Source organism: Streptococcus sp. 27098_8_69, assembly GCF_041432445.1.
GTDB lineage: Bacteria > Bacillota > Bacilli > Lactobacillales > Streptococcaceae > Streptococcus.
In genome coordinates this window covers 1-26,657 of record NZ_JAPVZO010000008.1, presented here as the reverse complement: position 1 = coordinate 26,657, position 26,657 = coordinate 1, and the positions used below count along the sequence as shown (strand labels likewise).

Annotated in this window: 42 protein-coding genes and 1 other annotated feature; of the genes, 9 read left to right on the top strand and 33 right to left on the bottom strand. The window is 37.7% G+C overall.

Annotation, left to right across the window (positions count from 1 at the left end):
• Nucleotides 1-41 precede the first annotated feature (41 nt).
• The 27 genes from O3658_RS04200 to O3658_RS04070 all read right to left on the bottom strand — a co-directional run bounded on the left by O3658_RS04200 (nucleotide 42) and on the right by O3658_RS04070 (nucleotide 14,428).
• On the bottom strand, nucleotides 42-257 hold the full coding sequence (locus tag O3658_RS04200) for a hypothetical protein (protein WP_371559512.1): 216 nt from the start codon (nucleotides 255-257) through the stop codon (nucleotides 42-44).
• A 1-nt stretch (nucleotide 258) separates the two neighbouring features.
• A complete protein-coding gene (locus O3658_RS04195) occupies nucleotides 259-1,908 on the bottom strand; it encodes a hypothetical protein (RefSeq protein WP_371559511.1) in 1,650 nt (549 codons plus the stop codon).
• Nucleotides 1,898-3,166: a hypothetical protein gene (locus tag O3658_RS04190; protein ID WP_371559509.1), complete on the bottom strand. Its 1,269-nt coding sequence runs from the start codon at nucleotides 3,164-3,166 to the stop codon at nucleotides 1,898-1,900. Before O3658_RS04190 ends, O3658_RS04195 begins: the two co-directional genes overlap by 11 nt.
• 206 nt (nucleotides 3,167-3,372) lie before the next feature.
• Complete coding sequence (locus O3658_RS04185) at nucleotides 3,373-3,717, bottom strand: HNH endonuclease (RefSeq protein ID WP_371559508.1); 345 nt, start codon at nucleotides 3,715-3,717, stop codon at nucleotides 3,373-3,375.
• A 235-nt stretch (nucleotides 3,718-3,952) separates the two neighbouring features.
• Nucleotides 3,953-4,519, bottom strand: coding sequence for a site-specific integrase (locus O3658_RS04180; protein ID WP_000754955.1), 567 nt, complete (start codon nucleotides 4,517-4,519; stop codon nucleotides 3,953-3,955).
• 134 nt (nucleotides 4,520-4,653) lie between these two features.
• Nucleotides 4,654-5,079 (bottom strand): ArpU family phage packaging/lysis transcriptional regulator, encoded by a 426-nt coding sequence (locus O3658_RS04175; protein WP_371559507.1) that lies wholly within the window; start codon nucleotides 5,077-5,079, stop codon nucleotides 4,654-4,656.
• 30 nt (nucleotides 5,080-5,109) lie between these two features.
• On the bottom strand, nucleotides 5,110-5,973 hold the full coding sequence (locus O3658_RS04170; RefSeq protein ID WP_371559505.1) for an SPFH domain-containing protein: 864 nt from the start codon (nucleotides 5,971-5,973) through the stop codon (nucleotides 5,110-5,112).
• A 15-nt stretch (nucleotides 5,974-5,988) separates the two neighbouring features.
• Nucleotides 5,989-6,153 (bottom strand): hypothetical protein, encoded by a 165-nt coding sequence (locus O3658_RS04165; RefSeq protein WP_371559504.1) that lies wholly within the window; start codon nucleotides 6,151-6,153, stop codon nucleotides 5,989-5,991.
• Nucleotides 6,154-6,164: 11 nt separating this feature from the next.
• A complete protein-coding gene (locus O3658_RS04160) occupies nucleotides 6,165-6,428 on the bottom strand; it encodes a hypothetical protein (RefSeq protein ID WP_371559503.1) in 264 nt (87 codons plus the stop codon).
• Nucleotides 6,425-6,820, bottom strand: coding sequence for a YopX family protein (locus tag O3658_RS04155; protein WP_371559501.1), 396 nt, complete (start codon nucleotides 6,818-6,820; stop codon nucleotides 6,425-6,427). Before O3658_RS04155 ends, O3658_RS04160 begins: the two co-directional genes overlap by 4 nt.
• Complete coding sequence (locus O3658_RS04150; RefSeq protein WP_371559499.1) at nucleotides 6,817-7,077, bottom strand: DUF1372 family protein; 261 nt, start codon at nucleotides 7,075-7,077, stop codon at nucleotides 6,817-6,819. The genes O3658_RS04155 and O3658_RS04150 overlap by 4 nt, the downstream gene beginning before the upstream one ends.
• A gap of 4 nt (nucleotides 7,078-7,081) precedes the next feature.
• Nucleotides 7,082-7,348, bottom strand: coding sequence for a hypothetical protein (locus O3658_RS04145; protein WP_371559498.1), 267 nt, complete (start codon nucleotides 7,346-7,348; stop codon nucleotides 7,082-7,084).
• Nucleotides 7,348-7,854 (bottom strand): DUF1642 domain-containing protein, encoded by a 507-nt coding sequence (locus tag O3658_RS04140; RefSeq protein ID WP_371559496.1) that lies wholly within the window; start codon nucleotides 7,852-7,854, stop codon nucleotides 7,348-7,350. The genes O3658_RS04145 and O3658_RS04140 overlap by 1 nt, the downstream gene beginning before the upstream one ends.
• Nucleotide 7,855: 1 nt before the next feature.
• Complete coding sequence (locus O3658_RS04135) at nucleotides 7,856-8,173, bottom strand: hypothetical protein (RefSeq protein ID WP_371559495.1); 318 nt, start codon at nucleotides 8,171-8,173, stop codon at nucleotides 7,856-7,858.
• Nucleotides 8,145-8,354 (bottom strand): hypothetical protein, encoded by a 210-nt coding sequence (locus tag O3658_RS04130; RefSeq protein ID WP_371559493.1) that lies wholly within the window; start codon nucleotides 8,352-8,354, stop codon nucleotides 8,145-8,147. Before O3658_RS04130 ends, O3658_RS04135 begins: the two co-directional genes overlap by 29 nt.
• Nucleotides 8,341-8,508, bottom strand: a complete 168-nt coding sequence (locus tag O3658_RS04125) for a hypothetical protein (RefSeq protein ID WP_000233203.1) — start codon at nucleotides 8,506-8,508, stop codon at nucleotides 8,341-8,343. The genes O3658_RS04130 and O3658_RS04125 overlap by 14 nt, the downstream gene beginning before the upstream one ends.
• A 16-nt stretch (nucleotides 8,509-8,524) precedes the next feature.
• The gene (gene ssb / locus O3658_RS04120) at nucleotides 8,525-8,941 is read right to left on the bottom strand and encodes a single-stranded DNA-binding protein (RefSeq protein ID WP_371559491.1); all 417 of its coding nucleotides are present in this window, start codon (nucleotides 8,939-8,941) and stop codon (nucleotides 8,525-8,527) included.
• Nucleotides 8,942-9,036: 95 nt separating this feature from the next.
• On the bottom strand, nucleotides 9,037-9,255 hold the full coding sequence (locus tag O3658_RS04115; protein WP_371559489.1) for a hypothetical protein: 219 nt from the start codon (nucleotides 9,253-9,255) through the stop codon (nucleotides 9,037-9,039).
• The gene (locus tag O3658_RS04110) at nucleotides 9,248-10,021 is read right to left on the bottom strand and encodes a DNA methyltransferase (RefSeq protein WP_371559488.1); all 774 of its coding nucleotides are present in this window, start codon (nucleotides 10,019-10,021) and stop codon (nucleotides 9,248-9,250) included. Before O3658_RS04110 ends, O3658_RS04115 begins: the two co-directional genes overlap by 8 nt.
• 11 nt (nucleotides 10,022-10,032) lie before the next feature.
• Nucleotides 10,033-10,854: an ATP-binding protein gene (locus tag O3658_RS04105; RefSeq protein ID WP_371559487.1), complete on the bottom strand. Its 822-nt coding sequence runs from the start codon at nucleotides 10,852-10,854 to the stop codon at nucleotides 10,033-10,035.
• On the bottom strand, nucleotides 10,855-11,619 hold the full coding sequence (locus tag O3658_RS04100) for a conserved phage C-terminal domain-containing protein (RefSeq protein ID WP_371559485.1): 765 nt from the start codon (nucleotides 11,617-11,619) through the stop codon (nucleotides 10,855-10,857).
• Nucleotides 11,620-11,621: 2 nt separating this feature from the next.
• Nucleotides 11,622-12,956 carry a replicative DNA helicase gene (gene dnaB / locus O3658_RS04095; protein WP_371559484.1) on the bottom strand — a complete coding sequence of 445 codons (1,335 nt, stop codon included), beginning with the start codon at nucleotides 12,954-12,956 and terminating at the stop codon, nucleotides 11,622-11,624.
• Entirely contained in the window at nucleotides 12,953-13,381 is a 429-nt protein-coding gene (locus O3658_RS04090) for a hypothetical protein (RefSeq protein ID WP_371559483.1), read from the bottom strand. The genes dnaB and O3658_RS04090 overlap by 4 nt, the downstream gene beginning before the upstream one ends.
• Nucleotides 13,382-13,399: 18 nt before the next feature.
• Entirely contained in the window at nucleotides 13,400-13,666 is a 267-nt protein-coding gene (locus O3658_RS04085; protein WP_371559481.1) for a helix-turn-helix domain-containing protein, read from the bottom strand.
• Nucleotides 13,667-13,740: 74 nt separating this feature from the next.
• On the bottom strand, nucleotides 13,741-13,884 hold the full coding sequence (locus O3658_RS04080; RefSeq protein WP_371559480.1) for a hypothetical protein: 144 nt from the start codon (nucleotides 13,882-13,884) through the stop codon (nucleotides 13,741-13,743).
• A 202-nt stretch (nucleotides 13,885-14,086) separates the two neighbouring features.
• Complete coding sequence (locus O3658_RS04075; RefSeq protein ID WP_371559479.1) at nucleotides 14,087-14,227, bottom strand: hypothetical protein; 141 nt, start codon at nucleotides 14,225-14,227, stop codon at nucleotides 14,087-14,089.
• Nucleotides 14,228-14,236: 9 nt separating this feature from the next.
• Nucleotides 14,237-14,428 carry a DNA-binding protein gene (locus O3658_RS04070; RefSeq protein WP_001112860.1) on the bottom strand — a complete coding sequence of 64 codons (192 nt, stop codon included), beginning with the start codon at nucleotides 14,426-14,428 and terminating at the stop codon, nucleotides 14,237-14,239.
• A gap of 295 nt (nucleotides 14,429-14,723) precedes the next feature.
• Between O3658_RS04070 and O3658_RS04065 the strand changes: the two genes are divergently transcribed.
• The 4 genes from O3658_RS04065 (at nucleotide 14,724) to O3658_RS04050 (ending at nucleotide 17,618) form a co-directional block, all read left to right on the top strand.
• Nucleotides 14,724-15,080, top strand: a complete 357-nt coding sequence (locus tag O3658_RS04065; RefSeq protein ID WP_371559477.1) for a helix-turn-helix domain-containing protein — start codon at nucleotides 14,724-14,726, stop codon at nucleotides 15,078-15,080.
• Nucleotides 15,081-15,083: 3 nt separating this feature from the next.
• Nucleotides 15,084-15,464: an ImmA/IrrE family metallo-endopeptidase gene (locus O3658_RS04060; RefSeq protein ID WP_223139838.1), complete on the top strand. Its 381-nt coding sequence runs from the start codon at nucleotides 15,084-15,086 to the stop codon at nucleotides 15,462-15,464.
• Between the two features lie 13 nt (nucleotides 15,465-15,477).
• Entirely contained in the window at nucleotides 15,478-16,392 is a 915-nt protein-coding gene (locus O3658_RS04055; RefSeq protein ID WP_371559476.1) for an HIRAN domain-containing protein, read from the top strand.
• Nucleotides 16,393-16,514: 122 nt separating this feature from the next.
• Entirely contained in the window at nucleotides 16,515-17,618 is a 1,104-nt protein-coding gene (locus O3658_RS04050) for a tyrosine-type recombinase/integrase (RefSeq protein WP_371559475.1), read from the top strand.
• A gap of 84 nt (nucleotides 17,619-17,702) precedes the next feature.
• On the opposite strand, the gene rpmA is transcribed toward O3658_RS04050, so the two are convergent.
• The 4 genes from rpmA to O3658_RS04030 all read right to left on the bottom strand — a co-directional run bounded on the left by rpmA (nucleotide 17,703) and on the right by O3658_RS04030 (nucleotide 19,654).
• Nucleotides 17,703-17,996, bottom strand: a complete 294-nt coding sequence (gene rpmA / locus O3658_RS04045) for a 50S ribosomal protein L27 (protein WP_000916509.1) — start codon at nucleotides 17,994-17,996, stop codon at nucleotides 17,703-17,705.
• 16 nt (nucleotides 17,997-18,012) lie between these two features.
• Nucleotides 18,013-18,357, bottom strand: coding sequence for a ribosomal-processing cysteine protease Prp (locus tag O3658_RS04040; RefSeq protein ID WP_000613695.1), 345 nt, complete (start codon nucleotides 18,355-18,357; stop codon nucleotides 18,013-18,015).
• 15 nt (nucleotides 18,358-18,372) lie between these two features.
• Nucleotides 18,373-18,687: a 50S ribosomal protein L21 gene (gene rplU / locus O3658_RS04035; RefSeq protein ID WP_000109137.1), complete on the bottom strand. Its 315-nt coding sequence runs from the start codon at nucleotides 18,685-18,687 to the stop codon at nucleotides 18,373-18,375.
• Between the two features lie 36 nt (nucleotides 18,688-18,723).
• Nucleotides 18,724-18,903 (bottom strand) — a sequence feature (ribosomal protein L21 leader region).
• A 64-nt stretch (nucleotides 18,904-18,967) separates the two neighbouring features.
• A complete protein-coding gene (locus O3658_RS04030) occupies nucleotides 18,968-19,654 on the bottom strand; it encodes a YoaK family protein (protein ID WP_045763442.1) in 687 nt (228 codons plus the stop codon).
• A gap of 145 nt (nucleotides 19,655-19,799) precedes the next feature.
• Between O3658_RS04030 and O3658_RS04025 the strand changes: the two genes are divergently transcribed.
• Both O3658_RS04025 and O3658_RS04020 read left to right on the top strand, forming a co-directional pair.
• On the top strand, nucleotides 19,800-20,777 hold the full coding sequence (locus tag O3658_RS04025; protein WP_371559469.1) for a Gfo/Idh/MocA family protein: 978 nt from the start codon (nucleotides 19,800-19,802) through the stop codon (nucleotides 20,775-20,777).
• The gene (locus O3658_RS04020; protein ID WP_371559467.1) at nucleotides 20,774-21,856 is read left to right on the top strand and encodes a DEAD/DEAH box helicase; all 1,083 of its coding nucleotides are present in this window, start codon (nucleotides 20,774-20,776) and stop codon (nucleotides 21,854-21,856) included. The genes O3658_RS04025 and O3658_RS04020 overlap by 4 nt, the downstream gene beginning before the upstream one ends.
• A gap of 111 nt (nucleotides 21,857-21,967) precedes the next feature.
• On the opposite strand, the gene O3658_RS04015 is transcribed toward O3658_RS04020, so the two are convergent.
• Nucleotides 21,968-22,345 carry a DUF1934 domain-containing protein gene (locus tag O3658_RS04015; RefSeq protein WP_148130305.1) on the bottom strand — a complete coding sequence of 126 codons (378 nt, stop codon included), beginning with the start codon at nucleotides 22,343-22,345 and terminating at the stop codon, nucleotides 21,968-21,970.
• A gap of 71 nt (nucleotides 22,346-22,416) precedes the next feature.
• Between O3658_RS04015 and O3658_RS04010 the strand changes: the two genes are divergently transcribed.
• The 3 genes from O3658_RS04010 (at nucleotide 22,417) to O3658_RS04000 (ending at nucleotide 25,660) form a co-directional block, all read left to right on the top strand.
• The gene (locus tag O3658_RS04010) at nucleotides 22,417-23,721 is read left to right on the top strand and encodes an HD domain-containing protein (RefSeq protein ID WP_371559464.1); all 1,305 of its coding nucleotides are present in this window, start codon (nucleotides 22,417-22,419) and stop codon (nucleotides 23,719-23,721) included.
• Nucleotides 23,722-23,733: 12 nt separating this feature from the next.
• Nucleotides 23,734-24,540: a sugar-phosphatase gene (gene yidA / locus O3658_RS04005; RefSeq protein ID WP_371559463.1), complete on the top strand. Its 807-nt coding sequence runs from the start codon at nucleotides 23,734-23,736 to the stop codon at nucleotides 24,538-24,540.
• A gap of 273 nt (nucleotides 24,541-24,813) precedes the next feature.
• Nucleotides 24,814-25,660 (top strand): IS630 family transposase gene (locus tag O3658_RS04000; RefSeq protein ID WP_371559462.1). Its coding sequence is split into 2 segments (ribosomal slippage): nucleotides 24,814-25,133 and nucleotides 25,132-25,660, totalling 849 coding nucleotides; the frame shifts between segments, so codons are not numbered across the junction.
• A 313-nt stretch (nucleotides 25,661-25,973) separates the two neighbouring features.
• Here O3658_RS04000 and O3658_RS03995 read toward each other — a convergent pair.
• Nucleotides 25,974-26,267, bottom strand: coding sequence for a hypothetical protein (locus O3658_RS03995; protein WP_371559460.1), 294 nt, complete (start codon nucleotides 26,265-26,267; stop codon nucleotides 25,974-25,976).
• Nucleotides 26,268-26,657 lie beyond the last annotated feature (390 nt).

Below are 26,657 nucleotides of genomic sequence, written 5' to 3'. Positions count from 1 at the left end.
TCCTTTCTGAGCATAAGAAAAGCACCCTTTCGAGTGCAACTTTAATAAAAACGGTCTTCGTATCCATCTGGTTTAACATAAGGTTTATTTTGAGATATACATTTTTCAACCGCCTTTTCAATTTCTTCAGCGATTACAGAATCTATCTCGTCCTCAAAAAAAATATCTGACGGAAATCGTTCTCTAAAGTGAATTAAATATTTCGCTTCCGCAATTTCTACTCTCAGACTTACTTCCTCATCGATCACATGAAACATTTTAGACTCCTTTCAAAATATCATTAACAATTTTATGATAAACGTTTACTGCATTTGGTAATATTTCCTTCACCACCCGATATGCCTCAGGGTCGACTGCTATCAGTTCAGAAATCTCAGCGAAAAACTCAGCTTCCGCCGAACCTGGCTTCTTCCAGTAGTTCTTGCCATGTCCATATCCAAATGGTTGAGGCTCTTTATACCAGCCTGTAGCTTCTACCATATCTGAAAGATTCGCAACCGCAGAAGGATTTTCTTTGAATAATTCTTTCATCTCCTCCTGGAATTTTTTTTGATTTTCTTTTGCAGTCTTAATGATTTTATTCTTTTCAGATTGTTTTGGATTCTCACCTAATTCTTTAATCATCGGTAAGTCTCCATTAATGCGTCTCCATAAATCTTCTCTAATTGTTTCTCTTAGATTATATTGAGGTAAATGAGAACTATGTGTTGCATATACTGAAACTTTTGTCGTTTCTCCAAATAGTCGTACCTTCTTTTCTCCGATAACAACTTTTTCCCCTTTGGTTATAGCTTGTAAGCCCAAATAATCCAAAGCGTGGCCATTTTCATGAAATGTAGTTGACATTGGTTTAGCCCAGTATTTGTTTAAAGTTTTTACTACCTTCCCATCGAAAGCGCTTTGGTTAAGTTGTACACGATTTTTCTCGGCAAAATTTCCTGTTTTACCAAGTTTCTCGTACTCTATTTTTGATCCTAATTTTTGATACAACTTCAACGTATTTTCATCTTTAATTGTATCAAAAATATCTATGAATTTCTTATAATTGTCCGACCCAACTTTTTTGGACATATCTGTTTTCTTAATAGCATCAATAGCCTCGTTTTTATAATGGAGCAATTGTCTGTTTTTGAACTCAGATTCCTTTTTTTCAGTGTACTGTTTTTGTTGTTTAATTTGCTCCTCTTTGCGAGAGTTACTATCTTCCTTACTCCATTTCTTCGTCCAAACATTTTGAGTTTTTCCGTTTTTAGGATCATAGTCTACAATACAACGACAATGCTGATGTCTTCTATAAACGTCCTTCGGAACTCTTGGATATTTATAATTCCCTTGAACTTCCTGACACCACTCACAACAATGAAAATACGATTTTCGGACAATCTCAGGTTGCAATCCAGACTGATAATGAAACTCCGCATTTTTCTGGATACTATCATCAATGATTGACTGAGTGAAGTTCACAATAGGTTCACCGAGCAACCAACTGACATCCTCAAAATTTTCCTCAGACGAAAAGCGATTGACAATGCCAGCTATTCGATCCAGATTTAATTCAGGAACTTGAACTTTCAGACCGATTTTCGCTTTATCGTTCAAATTCTTCTGAACATCACTAGTGTAACCACTTACAAGCTCGTGATTTCGTCCTAGCACGTCCGTCAGCAAACGCTGAGCGATATTGTAATACATTTTTCCGTCTGGTAATTTATCGGTGCTCAGGGACGCTCCTAGAGCCTTCGAGAGAATTTCTCCAACTTCAATCGCAAACTCATTTGCAGTTTTGTAAGTAGCTTTTTTTGCCTTTAATACAGCAAAAGCATTTCTGACAATCTCACTCTTACCAAAATCTCGTTCAAACCTCTCCTGGACCTCTTGCAAGATGCCAGGTAAAACATCATTCTCCATTTGAACCACCCTCGCTTACCACTGGTTTAGCTGACATGTCTCCAGCGATACCAGTAAGATCACGAATTGTCTCCGCATTGATGTAGCCAGGTAAGGCCCGATTCAATTTCACAACACCGTCACCAATCATAGTCATCGTATTCGCATCCGCTTCAAACAATGGCTCCCACTTGACTGTGGTTCTCACAAATTGGCTTCTAGCATAACGAAACTCATCACGCAAGCAAGCAGCAACATAAGCCACATTCAGCAAACCTGCTCCCAGCGACCGCTGAGCCTTCCGACCAGCTAAACGCAAATTCTCATGACTAGCCTTGATAGCTTCAACAGATGATGGATTATCTGAAACGAAACCAAGGTCATCCAATGTCAACCCCATTTCCCCAGCAAATCCAGCAGCAGCAGTTCTCAGTTGCTCTGTAAAAGGCGACATACTCGCAGTGGTAAATTGCCCAACGCTCGGTTTCTCACCTTTATCGCTAGAAGAAATCGTCAACAAGCTTGATACAGTAGCTTTCCATTTTTCCATAGGTTCCGCATCAGGATCAAGCCCAAGAATATATTTTTGTGGCCACGAATAGAACTCAGCAGTGATATCAGCCCGTTCCAAGGTACGCTTAGCGTATTTCTGATAATACATACCAGCTCTGGTGATACGACTCCGACCAAACGGACGAACAGCATCAGGACGATGAATAACCGGTACAAGCAGAGGGATACCAGTTTCATTTACAACCGAATATGGCCTACCATCTTTCGGAATAAAATGAGTAGCATTAGGTTCAAAGTATGCTTCAAGAGTTGGACGATTGTAATCATCACGAGCCAACACCGCATAACCTTCTACAAGCAATCCAGTGATAGGATCAATGACACCAGTTGCATTGCTTGATTCAATGACTTGCAACCTCACCTCATCATCTTCACCCTTCGAAATGTAGACAAAACTACACGAACCAATCAGCGCAGCTAAAATAGCACTATCAAAGAAGATATCAGGATTATTACGATCAAAAATTTCTGTGACATTAAAATCATCGTTAGCAAATGCCCTGAAAATCAAACGATCTGCAAGACTATCAACTCCCTTTGCAGCCCAACCAAGAACAGCCTGGTACTTCACCCTGATTTGTGGAGGAATTGTGATTCCTGTCGGCGCTTCATAGTGCTGCATCGCATAATGCTTGTATCTCAGATTGACTCTGCTCCGATAAAGATTCAACTTCCTCCTAAGATAATCAATACCTCTTAATTCCAAATCGCTCTCCTTTCATTTTGATGATTTGGCGCGAGAAAAAATGTACAGTGACGGCGTGAAGCCCTCGAGCGCCTAGTGGGAGGGGGACACCCCCCTATCCTTAACTAGGACTTTCCTCATACAATACATTTTTCTAAAAATCTAGTATTCTGTTAATTTATATCTTTCTTAAAAAAATAATTTTATATTTTTTTTATTTTATTTTATTAAGATTTATACTTTGTCCAATCTCTTGACTGTGGCAAGTTGCGATTGCCTACAACAGTAGCATTGGCTGACCTATCGTCAGCATATAACTTATCAGACTTCTGTCTGTTGCATTGCCAGTGCGCTAGCTGTAGGTTGTTGATGTCTGATGGATGACCGTTTCGATTGATTGGAATAATGTGATCGATAACTGGTGACAAAGGATGTGGATACTTCAATGACTTATCCACTGGTAGTCCACAAATCCCACAAGTATTTCTGGTCTTTAGAATAATCTTTTTATTCTTTTCAAAAGCGACTCTGTGAGGACCACTCCGGTCCGGTCTATCCTGGGGGGTATTCATCTAGGGAGGGGGTCCTTTCTTCTTAGGGGAGGGGGATTGGTATTCTCAAATATACCCCCTCGGTATCTTTCAAAACAGGGGTGTTTTTAGTGCACCCACCCCCTCTTGTATTTAACATATCTTATATTTTGTGACTTTCAAGAGAGTGTGGTTTAACTCAGTCATGACAGTGGGTTTCTAGCATTTCTTGTTTATCCAATTTACCATTTCTCAATATGTTAAATAAGCGTGCTTTTTAATACGTAAATGTAAGCATACTTTCATCGATTTCATCTTGATTATATCCAATATAATCTAATGTGATATCTGGTGCAGAGTGATTAAGTATCTGCATTAAAATAGCTATATTTCCATTCTGTTTATAGTGATGATAACCAAACGTTTTTCTCATCGAGTGTGTGCCGATGTGTTTAAGTCCTGAATGTTTAGCTGCATCATTTAAGAATTGATATACAGCTACTCTACCAATGTGTTTAATTCTTACTCCGTCACCTCTAACTTTTTTTCTACTTGGAAAAAGATAGTCGTAACTCTCAAGATGATTTTCTTTTATGTAACGATTCAAAGCCTTTCGTAATTCTGGATTAACTGCAAATTTTCTTATTTTGCCAGTTTTTTTCTCTTTGATCTCAATTCTATCTTGAACTACATGTTTTACTTGAAGAGGAACAATATCGCTTACTCGTAGACCTGAGTATATTCCTACTAAGAAAAGAATATAGTTTCGTTCACTCTTTGATTTCAAATAATGCTTCATTCTATCAATGTCATCTGGTTCACGAATGGGTTCTACTTTTTTCACAATATCACCTCCAAACTCAAAGAAAAAGACAGGGTGTGCCTGTCTTTACAATCATTTCATAATATAATTTTAGCACATAAAATCATATATTCACTCCGAACTTACTCCAGATTTACTCCAAAGAAACTCCAAGTTTACTCCAAAATCTCAACCTGTTCACCATTGCGGTATAACTCTGCAAATGCCATCAGAGACTTATCCAAGATGTCGTAATATGAACTTTCTGAAATAGACAAGTCCATTGCGATTGTTTCATCCTTCTTGCAATTCCATTGAAGATACTTTTCAAAAAGTATTCTACGATAGAGGGGGTCATGTAATCCACTGACAGCTTGCTCAATTGCATCAAGCTCAATCTCTGCATCAACTTTTCGTATAGCTAATTTTTCAACTTGACTATCTCTTCCGTTTGATGGATTTCGTGGCGTGAATGAGTAGGTAGTTGTCACTCTCTGACCATCAGTGTCATTTGCGACTCTTCTCCAACGAGGATATCCTCTTAGAATCCTTTTGGCATTCTCTTTCGTTTTTACTTCGTTTATATCAGGAAAAAAGGGCATCACTCACCTCGTTTCTTTGACGTTTATATTTTAATCATGATTTGTAATCACGCCACCGGCTCCATTGACAGTAACCCAGCCATGTTTCTCTCTGGCTTCTGCTTCTTTCATACGGATAAGGTTGTCTGTGATTGAGTCTGACTTAGCTTTGTTGGCCTTGGCTTCACCTTCTGCTTTGATGATACCAGCATCCGCTTCAGCTTGTGCTTGGACCTTTTTAGTATCCGCTTCAACCTTAGCTTTTTCCTGTTCCTGTTTAGCTGTGTCAATTTCCTTCTGTTTGACAGATTCAGATTTGATTGCTGCTTCAATCTCATCTCCTGCATCCTGATCAGTTATTGTGAATGAAACAAATTCAAGATCATAAGATTCAAATTTTTCTTTTAGCGCCTTGTCAATCTCTTCATAGACTTCTGTCCGTTTATTTCCAAGAATATCATAGATGTCGTAATTTCCAGTCACAGATTCAATAGCTCGTTGAACTGCTGGCGCAATGACACTCTCATTCACATTTTCTAGCTTTGTGTAGTTTGAAAATATCGTCATAGCCTTTTCTTTATTAACACGATACTTCACATCAATGTTAGTATTCAGCCATTGACCATCTTTGGTCTGAGTTGTGATTTTTTCCATCGTCTTCGTTTGAACTGAAGTCGAAAGAGTATAGACGGTATCGATGAAAGGAATTTTGAGATGATAACCTGTTTGTAGGGTGTTTTCTTGAACACCTCCGATTGCACTGACCTTTACTCCAACCGTATTAGCTGGGATGCGCTTCACAGCAGTCCCCCTAAAAATTCCTAACGAAGCGATAGCAACAACCGTGATGATGCTACCTTTTGCAAGTTTTGTAAGTTTAGTTTTCCCTGTTTCGTGATCGTATTGTGTAAACATTGTTTTTACTCCTTTTTAAATAATTTTTCCTTCAAATACTAATGTAATAGTCCCTGTACCGTCTCTGTGCTTAGAGACCAAAGCACGACAGTCTGAACCATATTCAACACCATCAATCGTGATGCTACGCTTTATTTTATCAACGTTGATGATTGTTCCCATTAATGTTTTAATTCTCATGTTCTTTCTCCTCAATCAACCAATCCATAATCTTGCGAGCTTTCTTCTTTCTGAGTTAGAATAGCTGCAATCTCTTTGTATGTTGGCTTGATTACATACATGAACTTATCGGCAGTTAGTCGCTCTTTTAGATGCTCTGTCATTTCATCGTTTACAAATACTTTGCTAAAGAAATCATCATTTTTCAAAACGCTTTTGATACAATCAACATTTATCGTGATAGGTTCTTTCTCCTCACCATATTTAAACGGCACTAGTTGAATAAACTTTGTCATCCATTAACCTCCCAACGCTCGGGATTTTCGTAAATATTGCCGATGACTTCACATCTCATGTAAGCTAAATAAAGAGGATTCCATTCTGCATTTCGCTTTTGTAATTCATCTACAAATCTGTAAATAAAACTTGCATAAGAGCCATGCCAGCTTACAAGCGCTTTTCTGCCTTTGTAATCGACTATATCCCCCTCAAAGATTTCCTTTCCGTTCTTGTCTTTGAGTCCTGTTGATTGCATGAGTTTAATTTCATCAAACTCTACTGACATTTCTGTACATCTTTCAGTATCTCCCTGCTGACAGATATCTACGAATTTGCTATCAAATGAAATGTTAGTTACATCACACATCCATTTCAATGACTTTATCCATGCTCTATATCTTGGTATCATAATTTCACCTCTTTCCCAACTTTCACATTATCATACACTTCCTTCGTAACCACGAACACTCCATAATCACGAATAGTAAGCGTATATAGCTTGCCATGTCGCCCTTTCTCGACGACTCTGCCTTTAATTTCTGCGCCTTGATTATCAGCCTTATAGATAACCATTGGCTTTTTCTCTTCCAAATTCCGAATCCTGTCCATCTGCCAGATGTTTAATCCAGCAGATAGTAGAATCCAGATTGCGATAAATCGTTTCATTTTATCACCGCAAAACACCTTTCAATTTATTTAATTCTCCCTTAGAAATCCCTTGACTAATAGTTATTTCAAAATTTCTAAAACCAAACTCACCAGCTGATAATTTACTTGCACTAATATTTCCAGATTGAATAGCACTAGCGCATGGTATATTACCCATATCCTTAAAAGTCTTACCGCCATCTGTACTAATTTTAATATCTATTGGATGGCTGTTAAACATTCTATGATACTTCTTAATCAATCGTTTTCTTGATTTATTTAGTGACATCACTCCACCTCCTCAATCTCAACCCCATGGCAATCGAACACCCATCCGAAGCCAGCTTCTTCTAATTCTTTGCGGGTGTGATGTGTTTTATAAAGTGTGTTTTCTTCTCGATCTGAAAAAAGCCATTTTTTTGAATGTTTTTCACGGTTCAAAGTTTCGTGATTTCCACAAATCCCTTTTATCTTCACCAAATACCGCTTTTCTTCCTCGACCTCGTAGCCATCAAGCCATGCTCGAGCAACTTTGTTGTAAGCATCCTGTTCATTCATCAACCACTCATTGTATTGTTTGTTGAAGTTTTTTTCTCTAAGCGCATCATATAACGTAGCGTTCTTTCCCTTGTAATACTCGATAATTTCCGCCACAAACTGCGGAATTTGGACTTTTTCGAGTTCGTCTAGTTGTTCCAAGTCTTTTAAAACTAGCTGACAAACTACAATTGCTGCAATATCAAATGAACCAGCCTCCAACTCTTTATACTTCTCAATCAATTCCTGCTTATTCATCTTAGTTTCCTCCATAAATCAAATAAACTGCAATAACTACCTGAGACATTCCTGGCGAATAGCCAACCCAATCATCAAACTCCTTAGATTTTGGCAACCAACCCTTAGTAGCTCCCAAATCATAGTCTGTAGGTTTTTCATCGGCGAAGATACATTCCATCACTCCTATCAATGTCATACCATCTTCTGCCATTTCCCAAAAATAGTCCGCCCGGTCTTTCACTGCTTGTGGTAAATTTTGCTTGGGAGATTTCGGCTTCCCGTCTTCTACCGTCCAGTTGTATACTGCATTAACTTTTTGCTTTAACTCTTCCATCATCTTCCAATTCCTTTATCTTTTCTTCTAGCTCTTTATTCTTTTTCTTCAACAAATCGCGTTCAAGCGCTCTAATCCGCCTCTTGCGTGAATCGCACGGCTTAGAATACTCGATTATCTTTTCTTCGTTCCTCTTGATTGATTGTTTATAGCCTTCAATCACTGCCTGTTTATCGTACTTCATCTTCTAAAAATCTTTCAATAGCTTCTCTGTAGGAGACTTCCACCAGACCGTCTAAGTCGTTCAGGGCTTCAATATAGTCTGGACGACCTTGCCCATATTGTTCTTTCAAAAATTCAACAAAGAGATGAATTTCCTGATAGGTTACTCCAACCATATTTCTTCACACCTCCCTAAAACGGCAAATCATCATCTGAAATATCCATTGGCTCACCTTGTCCGTAACTTGGTGGCATCTGGTTTTCCATGCTTGCTTGGTTTGCAAAGTTATCCTTCTTTTCAAGAGTTTGAAAACTCTCAGCAACCACTTCCGTCACATAGACACGTTGACCGTGCTGATTATCATAGCTACGAGTCTGGATGCGACCCGTGATTCCCACAAGAGCACCCTTTTTAACCCAATTTGCAAAATTTTCAGCCTGTTGGCGCCACATAATGCAACTGATAAAATCAGCTTCACGATCACCTGCCTGATTCTTAAAATTGCGATTCACTGCCAAACTGAAACTCGCAACTGCAACATTTGATGGCGTGTATCGTAATTCTGGATCACGAGTTAAGCGCCCAATTAACACTACATTATTGATCATCTTTCTTTTCCTTTCTTGCTGCACGTTCCCCGATTAAATATCCTAAAAACATCCATAAAATAGCCATTCCAAATTCTTTAATAAATTCAATCATTTTATTTCCCTCCTGAAAAAGTCGCTAAATAGTAACAATCCTTAGCACCATAGTCGAACCGTGTTGTCCGTTTGCCGATGTGCTTCTGAAACCTTGGGTGAGTGATATCCGAGAATGCCCATTGATGGTCTTCCATACGCTCGATGAGATCATCGACGTTATTAAACGTCCCAAGGAATAATTGACAGTGCCCGTTGTAAATGAAATAGAGTTCAATCATCTTTGCAAAACTCCTTGTAGATTTTTTCGAAAATTTCTAACACCAATTTTTCAGGTATATTAGATCTCTCGTTGTATGATTTTGAGAAGTTCTTCCACTCTATATCCTGCTTGATAATTTTATTCTTAAGATTAAGTTCAACATTGCTTCCAAAAATCGTCCGTTTTTGTAAAGGATAATCATAATTATTGTATCTAGCTAGGTTTTTGTATGGAATTCTGAATCCAATAATATCCTCAATGTAGGGCCACAGTCTGTCAGCTGCTGGATTCTCAATAACCCAAAATTGTGGTCTATATCTTTTTATGATTTCTATTGTGTTGAAAGCTGTTAGCTCGCCATTGACCCTTTTTAAAAATTGCCTGTCGTACTGATAATTTATATATGCTGACTCGTAATCCTGATTTGCCCTGATCGTGAACGGTGAAGGTCTTACTTGTGGAGCAAACAAGCTATCAGAGACATCATTGCGTTTCCAACACGCATTACCATTTTCCATCGCAGAAGCATTTGACCAACTTTCACATGGTGGACTAGCTATTATAAGACCAGGTTTTGGTAATTTGTCTAACACGTCAAAGAGCGTGTTATCTCCAAATAAACGTTTGTAATCAGCAAGGTCCAGATTTGTAAAATGATTGTTCTTGTTTTCTATATCCATTCCGATTGAATAGATTTCAATATTCGCCCCCCCCGAACTATTCAGAGAGTTAGCACCCTTGAAGTAAGAACCATTCCCACTATCAAAGAGTGCCCAGACTGTCATTTTCTTTATGATCAATACCTCCTATCCTTCATCCCAGACGGATACACAAAGCACCTGCCAGTTGCTCCTTCAAAGATGCGACTTGATAAAGCACCATTCCCGAAATCGTCCGAGTAAAGCTCTTTAATCTCTTCGCTACTCAGATTCGTGTTGATAATCGTATTGGTCCGATTATCCAGGATCTTGAACAATATCTGATGCGCCCACTCATTCCGCCTCGTGTCAGCCTTGCGACTCTCTTTCCCAAGATCGTCCAGGAAGAGAAAATCAACCTCAGACAGTAGCTTGACCATCTTGGCTTCTGAGAAGCCATTGTCAAACTCAAAGCTTTCACGAATCTTGTCAAACAAAGTCACAACTGACACAAATAGCACGCTTTTCGGTTCATCATAAGACTTAAATTGCTCATTGAGAAACCGAGCCAATCCATAAGTAAGATGACTCTTACCAACACCAGAAGGACCAGTGATGATAGCATTGCCAGTTTTACCTTTGGCATATTCACGTTCCAAACGCTTCACAAAATTCATAGCCTTTTCATCAATATCAACCTGAATCTCATAGTCATGTAGTGACTTACTAGCCAGTTTACTTGAAACGATACTATCTCGAACAAAGACCTCATAAGTGTCCGATAGCTTACTTTTGACCTCGGCTTCCATATTCAACTGCTTTTCAAAGAGTCGAATGTTCTCTTTCTCGCACTCAGGACATTGACTGATTTCCTCAAGTTTGCCCTTGATAGGAATTTTGACAGACCAAAGATGGCATCTATGGATTTCACAGATATCATCAAGAACTGTTCTGGTTCTGAATTGTTTAAACTGTTTCATCTAAAATCCTAGCCTTTCATCAACTGCTGATTGAAAAGAGTGAACTTTTCGTGGCATAGGTTGATTTAGATAATTATCCATCTTGTTGCCGAAAAGCGTTTGTGGTTGAAGATACTGTTCATACTCTGTACCTTTCCACTTAGCGACCATGATATCCACAACCTTTTTAAAATCTTCAAGGGCATATCCTTCTTTTAGCCTTGCCTTGATAAATTTTTGATGACTAGCAGTATCAATCTTAAAATTTTTCTTAGCTTTCAAATTGAGATAAGAAATAACTTCCTTACAAATCGACAATATATTATTGTTATTCTCAGTCTTAGTATTCTCAGTCTTGATTGTGTGCACTTTTTGCACTTCCTGAAATGCATTTTTTGCACTTCCAAGGTGCACTTTTTGCACTTCCTGAAATGCACTTTCTACACTTCCGTTAAGAGCATCAAGATAAATACGGTTTGGTAAGCTCATCCCTTGTCTGACTTCCGTCATTAGACCAGCATCTTTCAACTCCTTTTTGATTTTGATAATCGTATTGTTGCTATTGCAATTTAAGTCAATCATCAACTGTTCATTTGTGTAATACTGGAAGACGTTCCCTTCTTTATCATGCCAGCCATTTTTTAAAGATAGTTCTAACCTATCAAACAGAAGCATATAGAGCATTTTAGCGTTATTGCTCAATGACTTATATTTTTCATCATAGATGAATGGCTTTGGAAATTTGAAAAACGATAAGAAGCCAGTGACTTCGCTTTTTTTAATCATTTCTACCCCTCCACACTTGAAAATTTTGTGTATTCTTTGTGAAAATACAATTTCACTGTCCCTAGACTGCCATGCCGATTCTTTTCCAGGATCAGTTCTGTTACGTTGTTTGCTTCTTGACTGTCTGCTTGTTCTTTTTGATAATAAGCATCACGATACAAGAATGCTACAATGTCTGCATCTTGCTCAATAGATCCAGATTCTCGCAAGTCTGCCAACATCGGGCGCTTATCTTGTCTCTGCTCAACTGCACGGCTTAACTGCGACAAGGCAATGACAGGTACTTTCAAATCCTTGGCAAGTATCTTCAATTCCCTTGAGATTTCAGAAACGATCTGCTGACGATTCTCGCCCTTGGCACCAGTTATTAACTGTAAGTAGTCAATGATTATGACACCCAGACCACCCATTTCTTGAGCGAGCTTTCGAGCATTTGAGCGTATCTCTGAAATCCGAATACCAGCAGTATCATCTACAAAGATAGGCGCATCATAGAGATTATTTTGGGCCTGTACAAGCCGTTTCCATTCATCAGTGCTCAAATTCCCAGTCTTCAGATGATAAGCTGGAACCATGCCCTCTGATGCCAACATACGCTCAATCAGCTCCTCTGCGCCCATTTCAAGTGAGAAGATAACAGCAGGCTTTCTTTCAATCGTAGCCACATACTTAGCGACATTCAGAGCCAATGCCGTCTTACCCATAGCTGGACGAGCAGCAAGGATGATAAGATTCCCTTCATGAAGGCCTGTTGTAATCTTATCCAATCCAACAAAGCCAGTAGACAGACCAGTCACGAATCCATCTGTCTGCGAACGAGTTTCAACTATTTGCATGTGAGTATCAAGAATATCAGCCACATTGCGAAATCCTGTCCCTGCATTTTGATTACTGATATCCAGTAGAGATTTTTCGGTTTTAGCAATGATGTCACCGATTGAGACATCACCTTGATAAGCACTAGATAGCGAATCCGACAAGCCAGCGATTACTTTTCGGAGCGTAGCCTTTTCTTTTACAAGCTTCGCATAATGCTCCACATTTTTCGATGTCGGAGTTGAATTCACCAACTCAACAACGTAGGTGATACCCCCAATATTTGAGATGTCGCCCTGATTAGTAAGAGCAGAGATCATAGTTGTCGCATCAATTGGCTCACCCTTTTCAAGCAAAGACAACATGGTCTTAAATACAATCTTGTTGGCAGGTTTGTAGAAATCCTCTGGAGTCAATTCGTCTGCAAGTGACGTCATCGTTTCTGGTGAGATAAAGACTGCACCCAGAACCGACTGCTCAGCTACTAGATCATGAGGTAGTATTCTAAAATCTTCACTCATGTCTTTGCCCTCCATTTTCTTGGATTCTGGCGAAAATCCAAAGTCATTTCCTGATAAAGCAAACGCCCATTTTCTTCTAAGAGATTCGCATTTTGACTTCTTAGAAGGTCATTAATTCTTGCTTCTTCCTGATAGTCGCTAGCCAGTCTGACATAATCTTCGATACATTGTCTAAAATCTTGAGGTACGTCTTCAATCGTTGAAGGAAGTCCAACAGGTGGTTGGGTGTCATAGGTGAATCTCCTGTCGCTATTTTTCAGGTTTCTTCGTGCAACCTCTCTGAAGTCTTCAACTTCTTCAATGATGATAACTGTTTTTTGTTCAGCTTCTTCTTCGTTTTTATCAGTCATTAGCAACAGGATGAATACCACGATAAAGATTGCCACTAAGCTAAGCAATTGGCTTGATAAAGTTGGTTCTGTCATTTTTTCTTCCTTCTCCTTCTAAATTACTAAGTGAGACTGCACAAAGTTATCCAATTCATTTCTATCAATTCTTTTGGTTCCGTCTATTTTGTAAAGATTCAATCCCATTCTTAACCATTTTCTGATGGTGTTAGCACTGCAGTCGGCATAATTGGCTGCACTTTCTATAGAAAGCCATCGTTTTTCTGTTGTCTCATGCTCTAACAATTCTTCGAATGATTCTTTAAATTGATTTCTTACAACTGCACGGATACTATTTTCAAATTCTTCGCTAAGAATATTCACAGCAGCCTCCTTATGTGTTATAATTTGATTAGTTAATTTTTCTAAGCGCCTGACATTGTTAGGTGCTTTTTTGTTTATACAATATTACTTTCTAGCGCCCTGAGTTCTATCTCATGGCTAACTTGTTTTAATAGCTCCTCACATGCTATTTTAGCTTCTCTGTACGTTGTAGATTCGCTGATGAAGTAATCAGCAAGTTCAATGATTTTATCTTCCAATTTGACCTCCTAAATCAGCTAAAGAAAACGTCTGGAAGAAAGTCTAATCTTCGTTTGCGTACAATCGTTCAATGGTTGTACGCTTTTTCCATAAACAAAAGCACATCCCAAAAATGTTGATTTGAATCCATGCTTCGGCGTAATCTTTCCCATTGCTTGCATAATGAGTTATATAATGATGAATCATGTTATTCCTTTCTAATCAAATCAGCTTGGCAATAAATTTTAAGTAGACAGTAGCATGGTTGCTTTCAGCCGTGCCTTTTACTTTGACTGCTTGCACACCTTTTAATTTTTGGTTATTCAAATAAATACCATCTTTTCTTATTTTGAGTTCGTCCATTCCTTCCTCCTACTCAATCCCATAATCTTCAATAACCTGAAGAATGAAGCTATTCGCTCGTGGACCTTTTGTCGTCCCACTTAGAATGTTTGTTACTTCCTGTCGTTTAAAGCCATAAGCAACCGCTAGAGTTGCTTTTTTAATGCCTTTCTCTTTCAAGAAAGCATTAACTCTTTCACGACCGTTTGCGATATCTGGCATATACGTCCCTCCTATTTACCAATTTGTAAATAAGAAACAACTAATTTTTTAACTATTTTTTATCTTTTCGCTTGACTTTTTTTAGATGTTTGTCTAAAATAAAGGCATAATAAAAACAATGATAAATCCATAAATACCGTTCGCCAAAACATTTTTATGATTTATTTCTTAGTTGTTTTTTTAGTTGTTTCTTAATTACAAATACTATTTTAGTTGTTCATCTAATAAATGTCAAGTGTTTTAGATGAAAAAATAAAATATTTTTTTGTAATGCTTCAGAAAGGTTGATAAATCAATGTTTGAGACATTCGAAAAAATTAAAATTTTAGCTAAAAAACAAGGAATTTCTCTAAATACTTTGGAAGAAAGAGTCGGTTTAGGAAAAAATTACATTTATAGCCTTAAGAATAAAAAGACTCCTTCAGCTGAACATATCGCAAAAATCGCCGACTACTTCAATGTATCCACCGACTACCTGCTCGGACGAACTGATAATCCGTCTATTGCAAAGGATGATACAATCGCAGGATACACGTCTGACGACCTACGAAAGATGGCAGAGAATGCAAAAACATTCGATGGGAAGCCACTTACAGAAGAAGATATTGATGCGATTCAAAACATCATAGAAATATATTTGAGAGGTAGATAGCCTATGCAGATTGACGACTTTGTGAAATCTTGTGGTGTAACTCTTTACTACTTTGATAAAGATTTATGGCAACGTCCTGGCATTTATATCGAGGATATCAAAACCATCTTCGTAAATAACAAACTATCTGATGAAGCGATAAAACGTGTTGTCTATCATGAACTAGGTCATCTCTCTCACACTCCTGCTTTCTATAAAAATAATCATACAAGGTGTGAAAACGAAGCTAATCGCATTATGATTCATCAATTGATTGAGGAAGAATTGAAAAATTCTGATGATCAACAATCTTTTAACTATCTAAATTTCATGAAAAAGCACAAATTAAAAACCATCACAGATGAGGTAATGGTCATTGATGAATATTATTCATTGATTAGTTGATTAGGAGTAGAATATGAAAATAGGTATGCGAACACCAAGTCTAAAAAAGAGTTTAAAAGCTAGAACTACAAGCAAATGGAAAAGACAAGCTAAAAAAGCTATTATTCCTGGATATGGGAAGAAAGGCGTGGGATGGATAAAGAATCCCAAGAAAGCCATGTATAACAAGGTCTATCACAAGACAACATTTGGACTTTCTGATTTGCTAAAACCTTCTAAAAAGAGAAAGGAAAAAGTAGTCGCAAAAAAACAACAATCTATTTTGTCATCTAACGGTAAAAAGCAACACACTCCAAAAGAATATAAAGAAGCTGGACTTGTCTTTATGGTTTTAGGTTCTATATTCCTATTTTTATTTCTACCTCTCGGCTTCTTCTTGTTTATTACTGGTTTTATAACTTACATTATTGGTCGTTTAACTGCAAAGCGAGAGAAAAAGAAGAAAATTGAAAATTACAGTCCACAGATTGATACAATTGTTTTCCGAGAAGACTTCTTGTTAATGGGAACAAATTATCATAAAAAAGAAGCTGAGATTGCAGCTGATTTTCTTTCCAATGGTGTCCATTATTTTGGAAAAGATAACAAGAGTTTGAAATCTTACATGCTTGAAACATATAAACCTGTTTACAAATACAATAAATTGAAAACAGTAGACGTTCAACTATTACCAGAACCTTCAAATCCACATGATAAAAATGCTGTCAAAATTTTAGTGAATAATATCTTTGTTGGATACTTACCAGCTGTAATCGCATCACAAATTTCATCATACATAGCTAATCCAAATTACCGATACGATGCAATCCTTACTGGTAGAGGTGGACCATATAAAACCCTAAATATTGAAACCGAGAGAGTTGTTACTCGTGAAAAAGAATTAACGTATTATCTAGATTTAACAATATGGCGCCTAGCCAAAAAATAATAAAAAAGCCCCACGCTCTCAAACTTTGGCGAGTCTGAGCGTGAGGATTAGCGTTATAAGAAACAACCATTAAAAAGGTCGTTTTCTTATACCCATTTTATCAGAAATGAGGGTAAAAATCAATGATTGGAAAATACCAAAAAAACGGAGTCACTGCTTACTATTTTAAGGCTTATCATGGAATAGATCCACTCACAAATAAAAAGATAGTCACTAAAAGACGAGGGTTTAAGACTGAGCGAGAAGCTAGGCTTGCTGAAGCTAAATGTTTGACAGAGTACGAGAAGAAAAGTTTTAGGTCTAAAAATACCACTAGCACTTTTAAGCAGGTTTACGAGGTTTGGAAAGAACATTATAAGCATACTGTCAAAGAGTCTACTTACGTCAGTCAAGTAAATGTTGCAGATAAATGGATTATCCCTAATTTTGGAGATAAACCAATAAATAAAATCACTTTATCTATGTGCCAGACACAAGTTAATAAATGGGCTGATGAATACAAAAGATTTTTTGGGATTATCAGCATTGCTAATCAAATCTTTGACTACGCTATTTCGATGGAGTTGATTGAAAACAATCCAATGAGAAAAACATTGAAACCTAAACGTAAAAAGAATAATACAGATGAACTAGAAAAATTCTACAACAAGGAAGAATTGCAGGAGTTTTTTAAAATCGTTAAAGGCTTCGACGATGATGAAATGCTGACGTATTTTAGATTGCTTGCATTTACAGGTATGAGAAAAAATGAAATCAGCGCTCTAAGATGGTCTGATATCGACTTAAAAGATGGACAGATTACTGTCAACCAGACACTGGCCAAAGGTGAAGATAACAAACTTATTTTCCAAACCCCGAAAACAAAAAAGAGCGCTCGTACAATTACTCTCGATTCAAAAACAATCAAGGTTTTAAAGGATTGGCATAAATACAGTACAAAAGGGCTTCTCTTTAAAAATGAGAATGGAGAACCTAAGAGTGTAGTTCATGTAAACAATATGTTGAACAGAATTTGGAGAAAGTATCCTGATTTCAAACGAATTACTCCTCATGGATTTAGACACACACATTGTTCTTTACTATTTGAATCTGGAGCTACTATCAAGGAAGTTCAGGAACGACTCGGACATGAAAATATACAGACGACTATGGATATATATGCCCATGTTACCCAAAAAGCAAAAGATAAAGTTGCTGATAAATTTGCAAACTATATAGGATTTTAAAAATGGGTACCAAAATGGGTACCAAAACAAAAAAATAGGCTCTCCGAAAACTCGGAAAGCCTTATTTAATGCTACTTAGAGCGATTATTTTGCGATTGGGTAAACAGAAACTTGTTTTTTATCGCGACCTTTACGTTCAAAGCGTACTACGCCTTCAACTTTAGCGAACAAAGTATCGTCTCCACCACGTCCAACGTTTACACCTGGATAGATGTGTGTACCACGTTGACGGTAAAGGATTGATCCACCTGTTACAGTTTGTCCGTCAGCTGCTTTAGCTCCAAGACGTTTTGCTTGTGAATCGCGTCCGTTTGATGTAGAACCTCCACCTTTTTTGTGGGCGAAAAGTTGCAAGTTGTTAAGAGTCATTTTTAACATAATGTTTTCCTCCGTGTTAGTTTTCTGTGATAACTCTGGTTTGGACGAACTCAGAAGAGTCCTCCGATAAGGTTGCCATACCTAAGAAAAATGATTCAAAAAATAACTGCGTCATTTCTCTCTGGTGTGAAGGAAGGTCTCTAGGAATTTCAACCATCAGATAGCCACCTTCATCTTCGTTTAATTCTAAGATTGGTTCATAGCCTGCAAATTTCTCAATCGAATTGATAAAGTTAATGGCAAGCGTAGAAACCGATGCACACACGACATCAAAGCCGTATTCGCCACTCTCGGCGTGTCCAGTAATTTCCGCACTCCTCAGCTCGCCATCTTCGGCTCTCTCAAAGACTGCTTGTATCATGTGTTCTCCTTAAAATTAAGCGTTGATTGCGTTGATGACAACTTTTGTATATGGTTGACGGTGACCTTGTTTACGGTGGCTACCTTTTTTAGGTTTGTACTTGTAAGTAACAACTTTCTTTTGTTTTCCTTGTTTTTCAACAGTTCCAACTACAGTAGCTCCAGCAACAAGTGGAGTTCCGACAACAGTGTTTTCACCACCAACAAGAACAACTTCGTTAAAAGTAACTTCTTGACCAGCTTCAACGTTCAATTTTTCAACGTAGATTGCTTGACCAACTTCAACTTTAACTTGTTTTCCGCCAGTTTTGATAATTGCGTATGTGCTCATTATGCACCTCCTATGATTTTTTGGGGTTTCCCCATATTTTTTGTGAAGACTCGCCTAGCATCGTGGGACGAACCACTTAAAAGAAGAGCTCTAAGTATAACAAAGAATAAACTAGGAATTGAGCCGAAGACATAACTTATGTTAGGCAAGGCGATAATGACGAAGTTTAAATTTGTTATACGACGAGCAACGATGTTCGTGCGGTTGCACAGGATCGTGCATAGTCAACTCTTCAAGTATAGCATGATTCCTAGTTCTTGACAAGTATTTATCATCGAATTTAAACTTTTTCTCTTATTTTTTTCCTCCAAGATGCAAAAAGCATACTTAAATAAAAAATACTCATCATGATTGGAATCCCTAAAATTGTTTTTTCTTCATAAAAAATACTCAGATAAGCTGATACAACAACCCCAAGTACAAAACTCGACAGCAAGCTAACAAAGATGAGACCTTCTCTTAAAAAAGGTGTATGTTTTGTGCGAACATATTCACCAAATGCTAACATGGTTCGTTTGATATTTCCAGTCATAAAAGCATTGTTGTATGCAATTCCTGAAACTTCACCGAATGCTGTTGTAACCAGACCCATACAAAATGCTAACGGTGGTACTATGTATATATTATCAACCGTCAAGGGAACAAATCCTATAATCAAAGATAAAATTGCTAGTGGAACAAGGGATAAAATTGGTTTTCTTACAATCCTCAACTTTTCTTTATAGACTGTCAAGAGGAAGACACCCACCATGAAGGAAATCAAGGTCATTACCTTGGCGCTGGCATCTGAAACATTGTCCTGAATGAGACCAACGGAAAGGAAAACGACATTCCCCGTTTGGCCTGCAACTAGAGTATTCCCACGTATGATAAAGGTATAGGCATCTACATAACCCGCACAAAAAGTCAAAAAAAGCGCCAATCTTTTTGAATGACGAGAAATTTTTCTCATAGGTAATAATCTCATACTACACTCCTATTTTTTCTGAATCTATTGTACCATTTTTTGAGGAAAATTCGAAGTGTCAAATAAAAGAATTGTCTCCCTTTGGCTAGTTTAGTCTATCTGTGATATAATGAAAGCAGTCATTACTTGTAGAAAAGGAGATTTCATGCTTAAACTTGGTATTATCGGCACTGGTGCAATCAGTCACCACTTTATAGAAGCTGCTCATGCTAGTCAGGAATTCCAGTTAGTGGCTGTTTATTCAAGAAAGCTCACGACTGCTCAGCAATTTGCTAGTTCCTATTCAGATGTTAGTCTATTTGATAATTTAGAGGATTTCTTCCAATCTGAATTTGATGTTATCTATATCGCAAGTCCAAATTCTCTGCACTTTACTCAAGCCAAGGCCGCTTTATCTGCTGGCAAACATGTTATCCTTGAAAAACCAGCGGTGACTCAACCCCAAGAATGGCAGGATTTAGTTGAAATAGCTCAGGAGAATCACCGTTTCATCTTTGAAGCAGCAAGAAACTATCATGAGGAAGCCTTCACCGTTATTAAAAACTTTTTAGCAGATAAGCAAGTTTTAGGTGCAGATTTTAACTATGCCAAGTATTCTTCTAAGATGTCTGACCTTCTTTCTGGAAACACTCCGAATGTATTTTCAGACCGTTTTGCTGGTGGGGCTCTCATGGACTTGGGAATTTATCCGATCTATGCTGCGGTTCGCTTGTTTGGAAAGGCACTTGATGCGACCTATCAAGCTCAGCAACTTGACAACACCATTGATTTAAATGGAGATGGTATCTTATCTTATCCTGAATATCAAGTTCACATCAAGGCTGGTAAAAACATTACTTCTAATCTGCCTTGTGAAATATATACAACAGATGGAACCTTGACGCTCAACACTATTGAACATGTTCGCTCAGCTATTTTTACAGATCATCAAGGTAATGAAACACATCTACCAATTCAGCAGGCACCTCATACCATGACTGAGGAGGTCGCTGCTTTTGCTAACATGATCAAACAGCCAAACCAAAAACTCTACCAAGATTGGCTGGATGATGCAACCGACGTCCATAAGCTACTTTACACCATGCGCCAGACTGCTGGCATTAGATTTGAGGCAGAAAAATGAAAACCAAACTACCAACTGAATGGCTAGAACTCCTTGACCAACTCGGTTTCCAAGAATTCACACCCATCCAAACTCAGCTTTTTGATCCGATTTTAGACGGTCAAACCCTCCTTGGAGTCAGTCCAACTGGTACAGGTAAGACTTTAGCTTATCTCCTACCAAGTCTTCTCCGTCTCCAAAAGAAAAAAGCGCAGCAACTATTGATTTTAGCACCAAATACTGAACTGGCTGGTCAGATTTTTGAGGTAACTAAAACCTGGGGTGAAGCAATTGGCTTGACTGCTCAGCTATTCCTTTCTGGTTCGAGTCAGAAACGTCAAATCGAACGACTGAAAAAAGGCCCAGAAATTCTGATTGGAACTCCTGGGCGTATCTTTGAACTGATCAAATTGAAAAAAATCAAGATGATGAATGTGGAAACGATCATTCTTGATGAGTTCGATCAGTTGCTAGATGATTCTCAAATTCACTTTGTTGAGAAAATCACTCACTACGCACCTCGTGACCACCAACTCATCTATATGAGTGCAACTACCAAGTTTGACCAAGATAAGATTGCGCCCAACACGCGCACCATCGACCTCTCTGATCAAAAGTTGGACAACATTCAACACTTCTACATGCAAGTAGACCAACGACACAGAGTAGATATGCTTCGTAAACTAGCACATGTCGATGACTTCCGTGGACTGGTATTCTTTAATAGTTTGTCAGACCTCGGAAGCGCTGAAGAAAAATTGCAATATCGTGATGTCCTAGCTGTTTCTCTAGCTAGCGATGTCAACGTTAAGTTCAGAAAAGTTATTCTCGAAAAATTCAAAGACAAGCAACTAACACTGCTTCTTGCAACAGACCTTCTAGCTCGTGGTATCGACATTGATAGCTTGGAATGCGTGGTTAACTTTGACGTTCCTAGAGATATGGAAACCTACACTCACCGCGCTGGCCGTACTGGACGTATGGGCAAAGAGGGTTATGTAATCACGCTTGTAACACATCCCGAAGACATCAAAAAGCTGAAGAAATTTGCAAGTGTACGTGAAATTGTCTTGAAAAATCAAGAACTGTATATCAAATAGAGGCTGGGACAAAAATCCCAACCTCATTTTTTATTAGCAAAAAACTTTGACCTGCTAGTTGATTTGGAACTTCGAAATCGAAACTTTGACTTCCGATTTCTCCTCCACTTTTTACCCCCAGGTAATTTCTAAGCGATAGTTCGCAAATGGAGTTCCTTCTTTGTTTTGTAGTTGATAGGCTAGTTCAATCTTTTGCTGATCAACTTGATAATGGCTTGTTTGGATGATAAACTCCTGTATCCCCATTGGTGTAGGAACATAGGCTAAACTATCAGCTTCCTTCAGAAAACGCATGATGGTCTTAGGGTTGGAAAATCGAGACATCACCAACTCTGTATCATTAAACTTGAGTACCACTTTTTCCTTCTCTTCATTGTAAAAAAGGAGATAGGAAAAATCACCTTTCTCACGTAACTCAACGTCATAAAGTTGGTCGATCACTTCCAATTGTTCATCAAATTGGATGGTATTTCTCATTCGAATCTTCACTTCAAGTCCTCTTTCTACACTCTTATCCTACTATTTTACCAAAAACTGTAGCTTTTTGCTATAATGGTTTTATGAATGAAAAAGTATTTCGTGACCCTGTTCACAATTATATCCATGTTGATAATCAGATTATCTATGACTTAATCAATACCAAAGAATTTCAACGGCTTCGTCGTATCAAGCAGCTCGGAACATCCAGCTATACTTTCCATGGTGGAGAACATAGTCGTTTCTCTCACTGTCTAGGTGTTTACGAGATTGCACGACGCATCACCGAGATTTTTGAGGAAAAGTATCCTAAAGAATGGGATCCTTCGGAGTCCCTCCTAACCATGACTGCAGCCCTCCTTCATGACCTAGGACATGGTGCCTATTCGCATACTTTTGAAAATCTCTTTTACACAAATCATGAGGCTATTACGCAGGAAATTATCCAAAGTCCTGAAACAGAAATTCACCAAGTTCTTTTACAGGTAGCTCCAGATTTCCCAGAAAAGGTAGCGAGCGTTATAGACCACACTTATCCAAATAAGCAGGTGGTCCAACTGATTTCAAGTCAAATTGATGCAGATCGGATGGATTATCTCTTGCGAGACTCCTACTTTACAGGTGCTTCCTATGGAGAATTCGACCTGACACGTATCCTACGAGTTATTCGCCCTATCGAAAACGGAATTGCCTTTCAACGAAACGGGATGCATGCCATCGAAGACTATGTTCTAAGTCGCTATCAAATGTACATGCAGGTGTATTTCCACCCAGCCACACGAGCTATGGAAGTCCTTCTGCAGAATCTTTTGAAACGTGCTAAAGAACTTTATCCAGACAATAAGGACTTCTTTACTCTTACATCCCCGCATCTACTGCCATTTTTCGAAAAAAATGTTAGCTTAGCTGACTATCTGTCTTTGGATGACGGAGTTATGAATACCTATTTCCAACTATGGATGACCAGTCCTGATAAGATTTTAGCTGATTTGTCACAACGTTTTGTCAATCGCAAGGTTTTTAAATCTATCACCTTTTCACAAGAAGATCAAGAACAGCTTGCATCTATGAGAAAACTGGTTGAAGACATCGGCTTTGACCCTGACTATTACACAGCTATCCATAAGAACTTTGACCTTCCTTATGATATCTATCGCCCTGAATCTGAAAACCCACGAACACAGATTGAGATTTTACAGAAAAATGGAGAACTAGCTGAACTCTCTAGCCTTTCTCCTATTGTTAAATCCCTTGCTGGCAGTCGCCACGGAGATAATCGTTTCTACTTTCCAAAAGAAATGTTGGATCAAAACAGCATCTTTGCAACTATCACTCAGCAATTTTTACACTTGATCGAAAATGATCATTTCAAACCAAATAAAATCTAAAAGAGGAACTATATGAGTATTAAACTAATCGCTGTCGATATCGATGGAACCCTTGTCAACAGTCAAAAGGAAATCACTCCTGAGGTATTTGCCGCTATTCAAGATGCCAAACAAGCTGGTGTCAAAGTTATGATTGCAACTGGCCGTCCCATTGCAGGTGTTGCCAAACTTTTAGACGAATTGAACTTAAGAGATGAAGGTGACTATGTAGTGACCTTCAACGGTGCCCTTGTTCAAGAAACCGCAACAGGTCATGAAATTATCAGCGAATCCTTGACCTATGAGGATTATCTAGAAATGGAATTTCTCAGTCGCAAACTTGGCGTCCACATGCACGCTATCACCAAGGATGGCATCTACACAGCCAATCGCAATATCGGAAAATACACTGTTCACGAATCAACCCTCGTCAGCATGCCCATCTTCTATCGTACACCTGAAGAAATGGCTGATAAGGAAATCGTCAAGTGTATGTTTATCGATGAACCGGAAATTCTGGATGCCGCTATTGAAAAGATACCTGCAGAATTTTATGAGCGCTACTCCATCAACAAATCTGCTCCTTTCTACCTTGAGCTCCTTAAAAAGAATGTAGACAAGGGTTCAGCTATCACTCACTTAGCTGAGAAACTAGGATTGACCAAAGATCAAACCATGGCCATCGGTGACGAAGAAAATGACCGTGCCATGCTTGAAGTTGTTGGTAACCCCGTTGTTATGGAAAATGGAAACCCAGAACTCAAAAAAATCGCCAAATACATCACCAAATCTAATGACGAATCTGGCGTAGCCCATGCCATTCGAACATGGGTACTGTAAAATAATTTGAATATAGAAAAAGCACTCCAGAAGTTAGAGATACTGTACTGACCCCAAAAGTTAGACAGAAAAAATCTTACTTTTGGGGTGCAGTTTAAGATTCAGTATTTTTTGTCTCTAGTTCTATCCCCTAAATAATTATTAAATCTGAAAAAGGTAGTACATTATGTAAAACCTTTTTCAATTTTTTATTTTACTACGAATTAATATTATTTTTTCTAATGATATAGTCAATTGAACCTAAAACAGTACATGATGTGGTATAATCTTCTTATGGCATATTCAATAGATTTTCGTAAAAAAGTTCTCACTTATTGTGAGCGAACAGGTAGTATAACAGAAGCATCACACGTTTTCCAAATCTCACGTAATACCATTTATTGCTGGTTAAAGCTAAAAGAGAAAACAGGAGAGCTAAACCATCAAGTAAAAGGAACAAAACCAAGAAAAGTTGATAGAGATAGACTTAAAAACTATCTTACTGACAATCCAGACGCTTATTTGACTGAAATAGCTTCTGAATTTGGCTGTCATCCAACTACTATCCACTATGCTCTCAAAGCTATGGGGTACACTCGAAAAAAAGAACCACACCTACTATGAACAAGACCCAGAAAAAGTAGCCTTATTTCTTAAAAATTTTAATAGTTTAAAGCACTTAGCACCTGTTTATATTGATGAAACAGGATTCGATACTTATTTTTATCGAGAATATGGTCGCTCATTAAAAGGTCAGTTAATAAGAGGTAAAGTATATGGAAGAAGATATCAGGGGATTTCTTTGGTTGCAGGGCTAACAAATGGTGAGTTAATCGCTCCAATGACTTACGAAGAAACAATGACGAGCGACTTTTTTGAAGCTTGGTTTCAGAAGTTTCTCTTACCAACATTAAACACACCATCAGTTATTATTATGGATAATGCAAGATTCCATAGAATGGGTAAGCTAGAGCTCTTATGTGAAGAATTTGGGCATAAACTTTTACCACTGCCTCCCTACTCACCTGAGTACAATCCTATTGAGAAGAAATGGGCTCATATTAAAAAGCATCTCAAAAAGGTATTGCCAAGTTGCAATACTTTTTTCGAGGCTCTTTTGTCCTGTTCTTGTTTCAGTTAACTATATCTTGCCAATATTATACTCCGTACTTTCTTGTTTCTGTATTGTCGTAATAGAGACAGAAGCTATTGTAATTAGTCCACTCAAAATTGAATAACAAATTCCAAAAAATATCCAATTTTCTACTATTCCACTTGCCATAATGACAAGTGGGATAGTTGCCATTGATATATTCATCAAGATAAAGGAATCCTTCTTATTCAGAAAAGTAGAAAGAAAGGTTACTGCTATCAAACTTCCAAATCCAGCAATTGAGTAAACAATCCCAACAAGACTATTTGATAATTTTAATTACATCCATTTTTTTCTCTCATTAATTGGACATAGCCCTTTTTTCTATTTTTGAATTTAAAAACGAGAACTCTCCGCACATTTTATCATAAAAATTACTATAATCTTCTTTTGAAAAATCTCCTAAAATCTCTATCTCAAGATAAAACCCAAGACCATCAATCTTATCTAGATTAATCGTTTTATTTTCTAATTCATTATGATAAGTCTTTCTATGTTTACTTATTGTGAAAATATTTGAAAATCCATCTTGCAAGATATTTCTTACAAATTCTAATTTTTCAGATTCTAACTCTATTTCACTTTCACTCCACATTCCTTGTTTTATCGTATCTTTTCTTGTGAAAACACATGCTTTATTATCAGCTTCTTGACGAATTCTGTAGATAAAGCTACCTACCTCATCATTTTCAAATTCTCTTCCTTTTATTTTAAAATATTCATCAACTTGCTTATTTTCACTCTTAAATTTATAAGATTTTTCTAAATATGAAATAGCATTATTATAATCTCTCTCATTAAAAATGCTGAAATTCCAGCCAGCTATGAAAACTACGTTAAAGAAATAGCTACAAATTTTTATAATGAAAACAAAAAAATAACATTATCTAATGAGAGCCCACTGAAAAAGTAACTCTCTTACTTTTAATAAAATGAAAACCGAGGAGTCTCTCGTCGATTTGAGCGAAATCCTCGGTTATTTTGT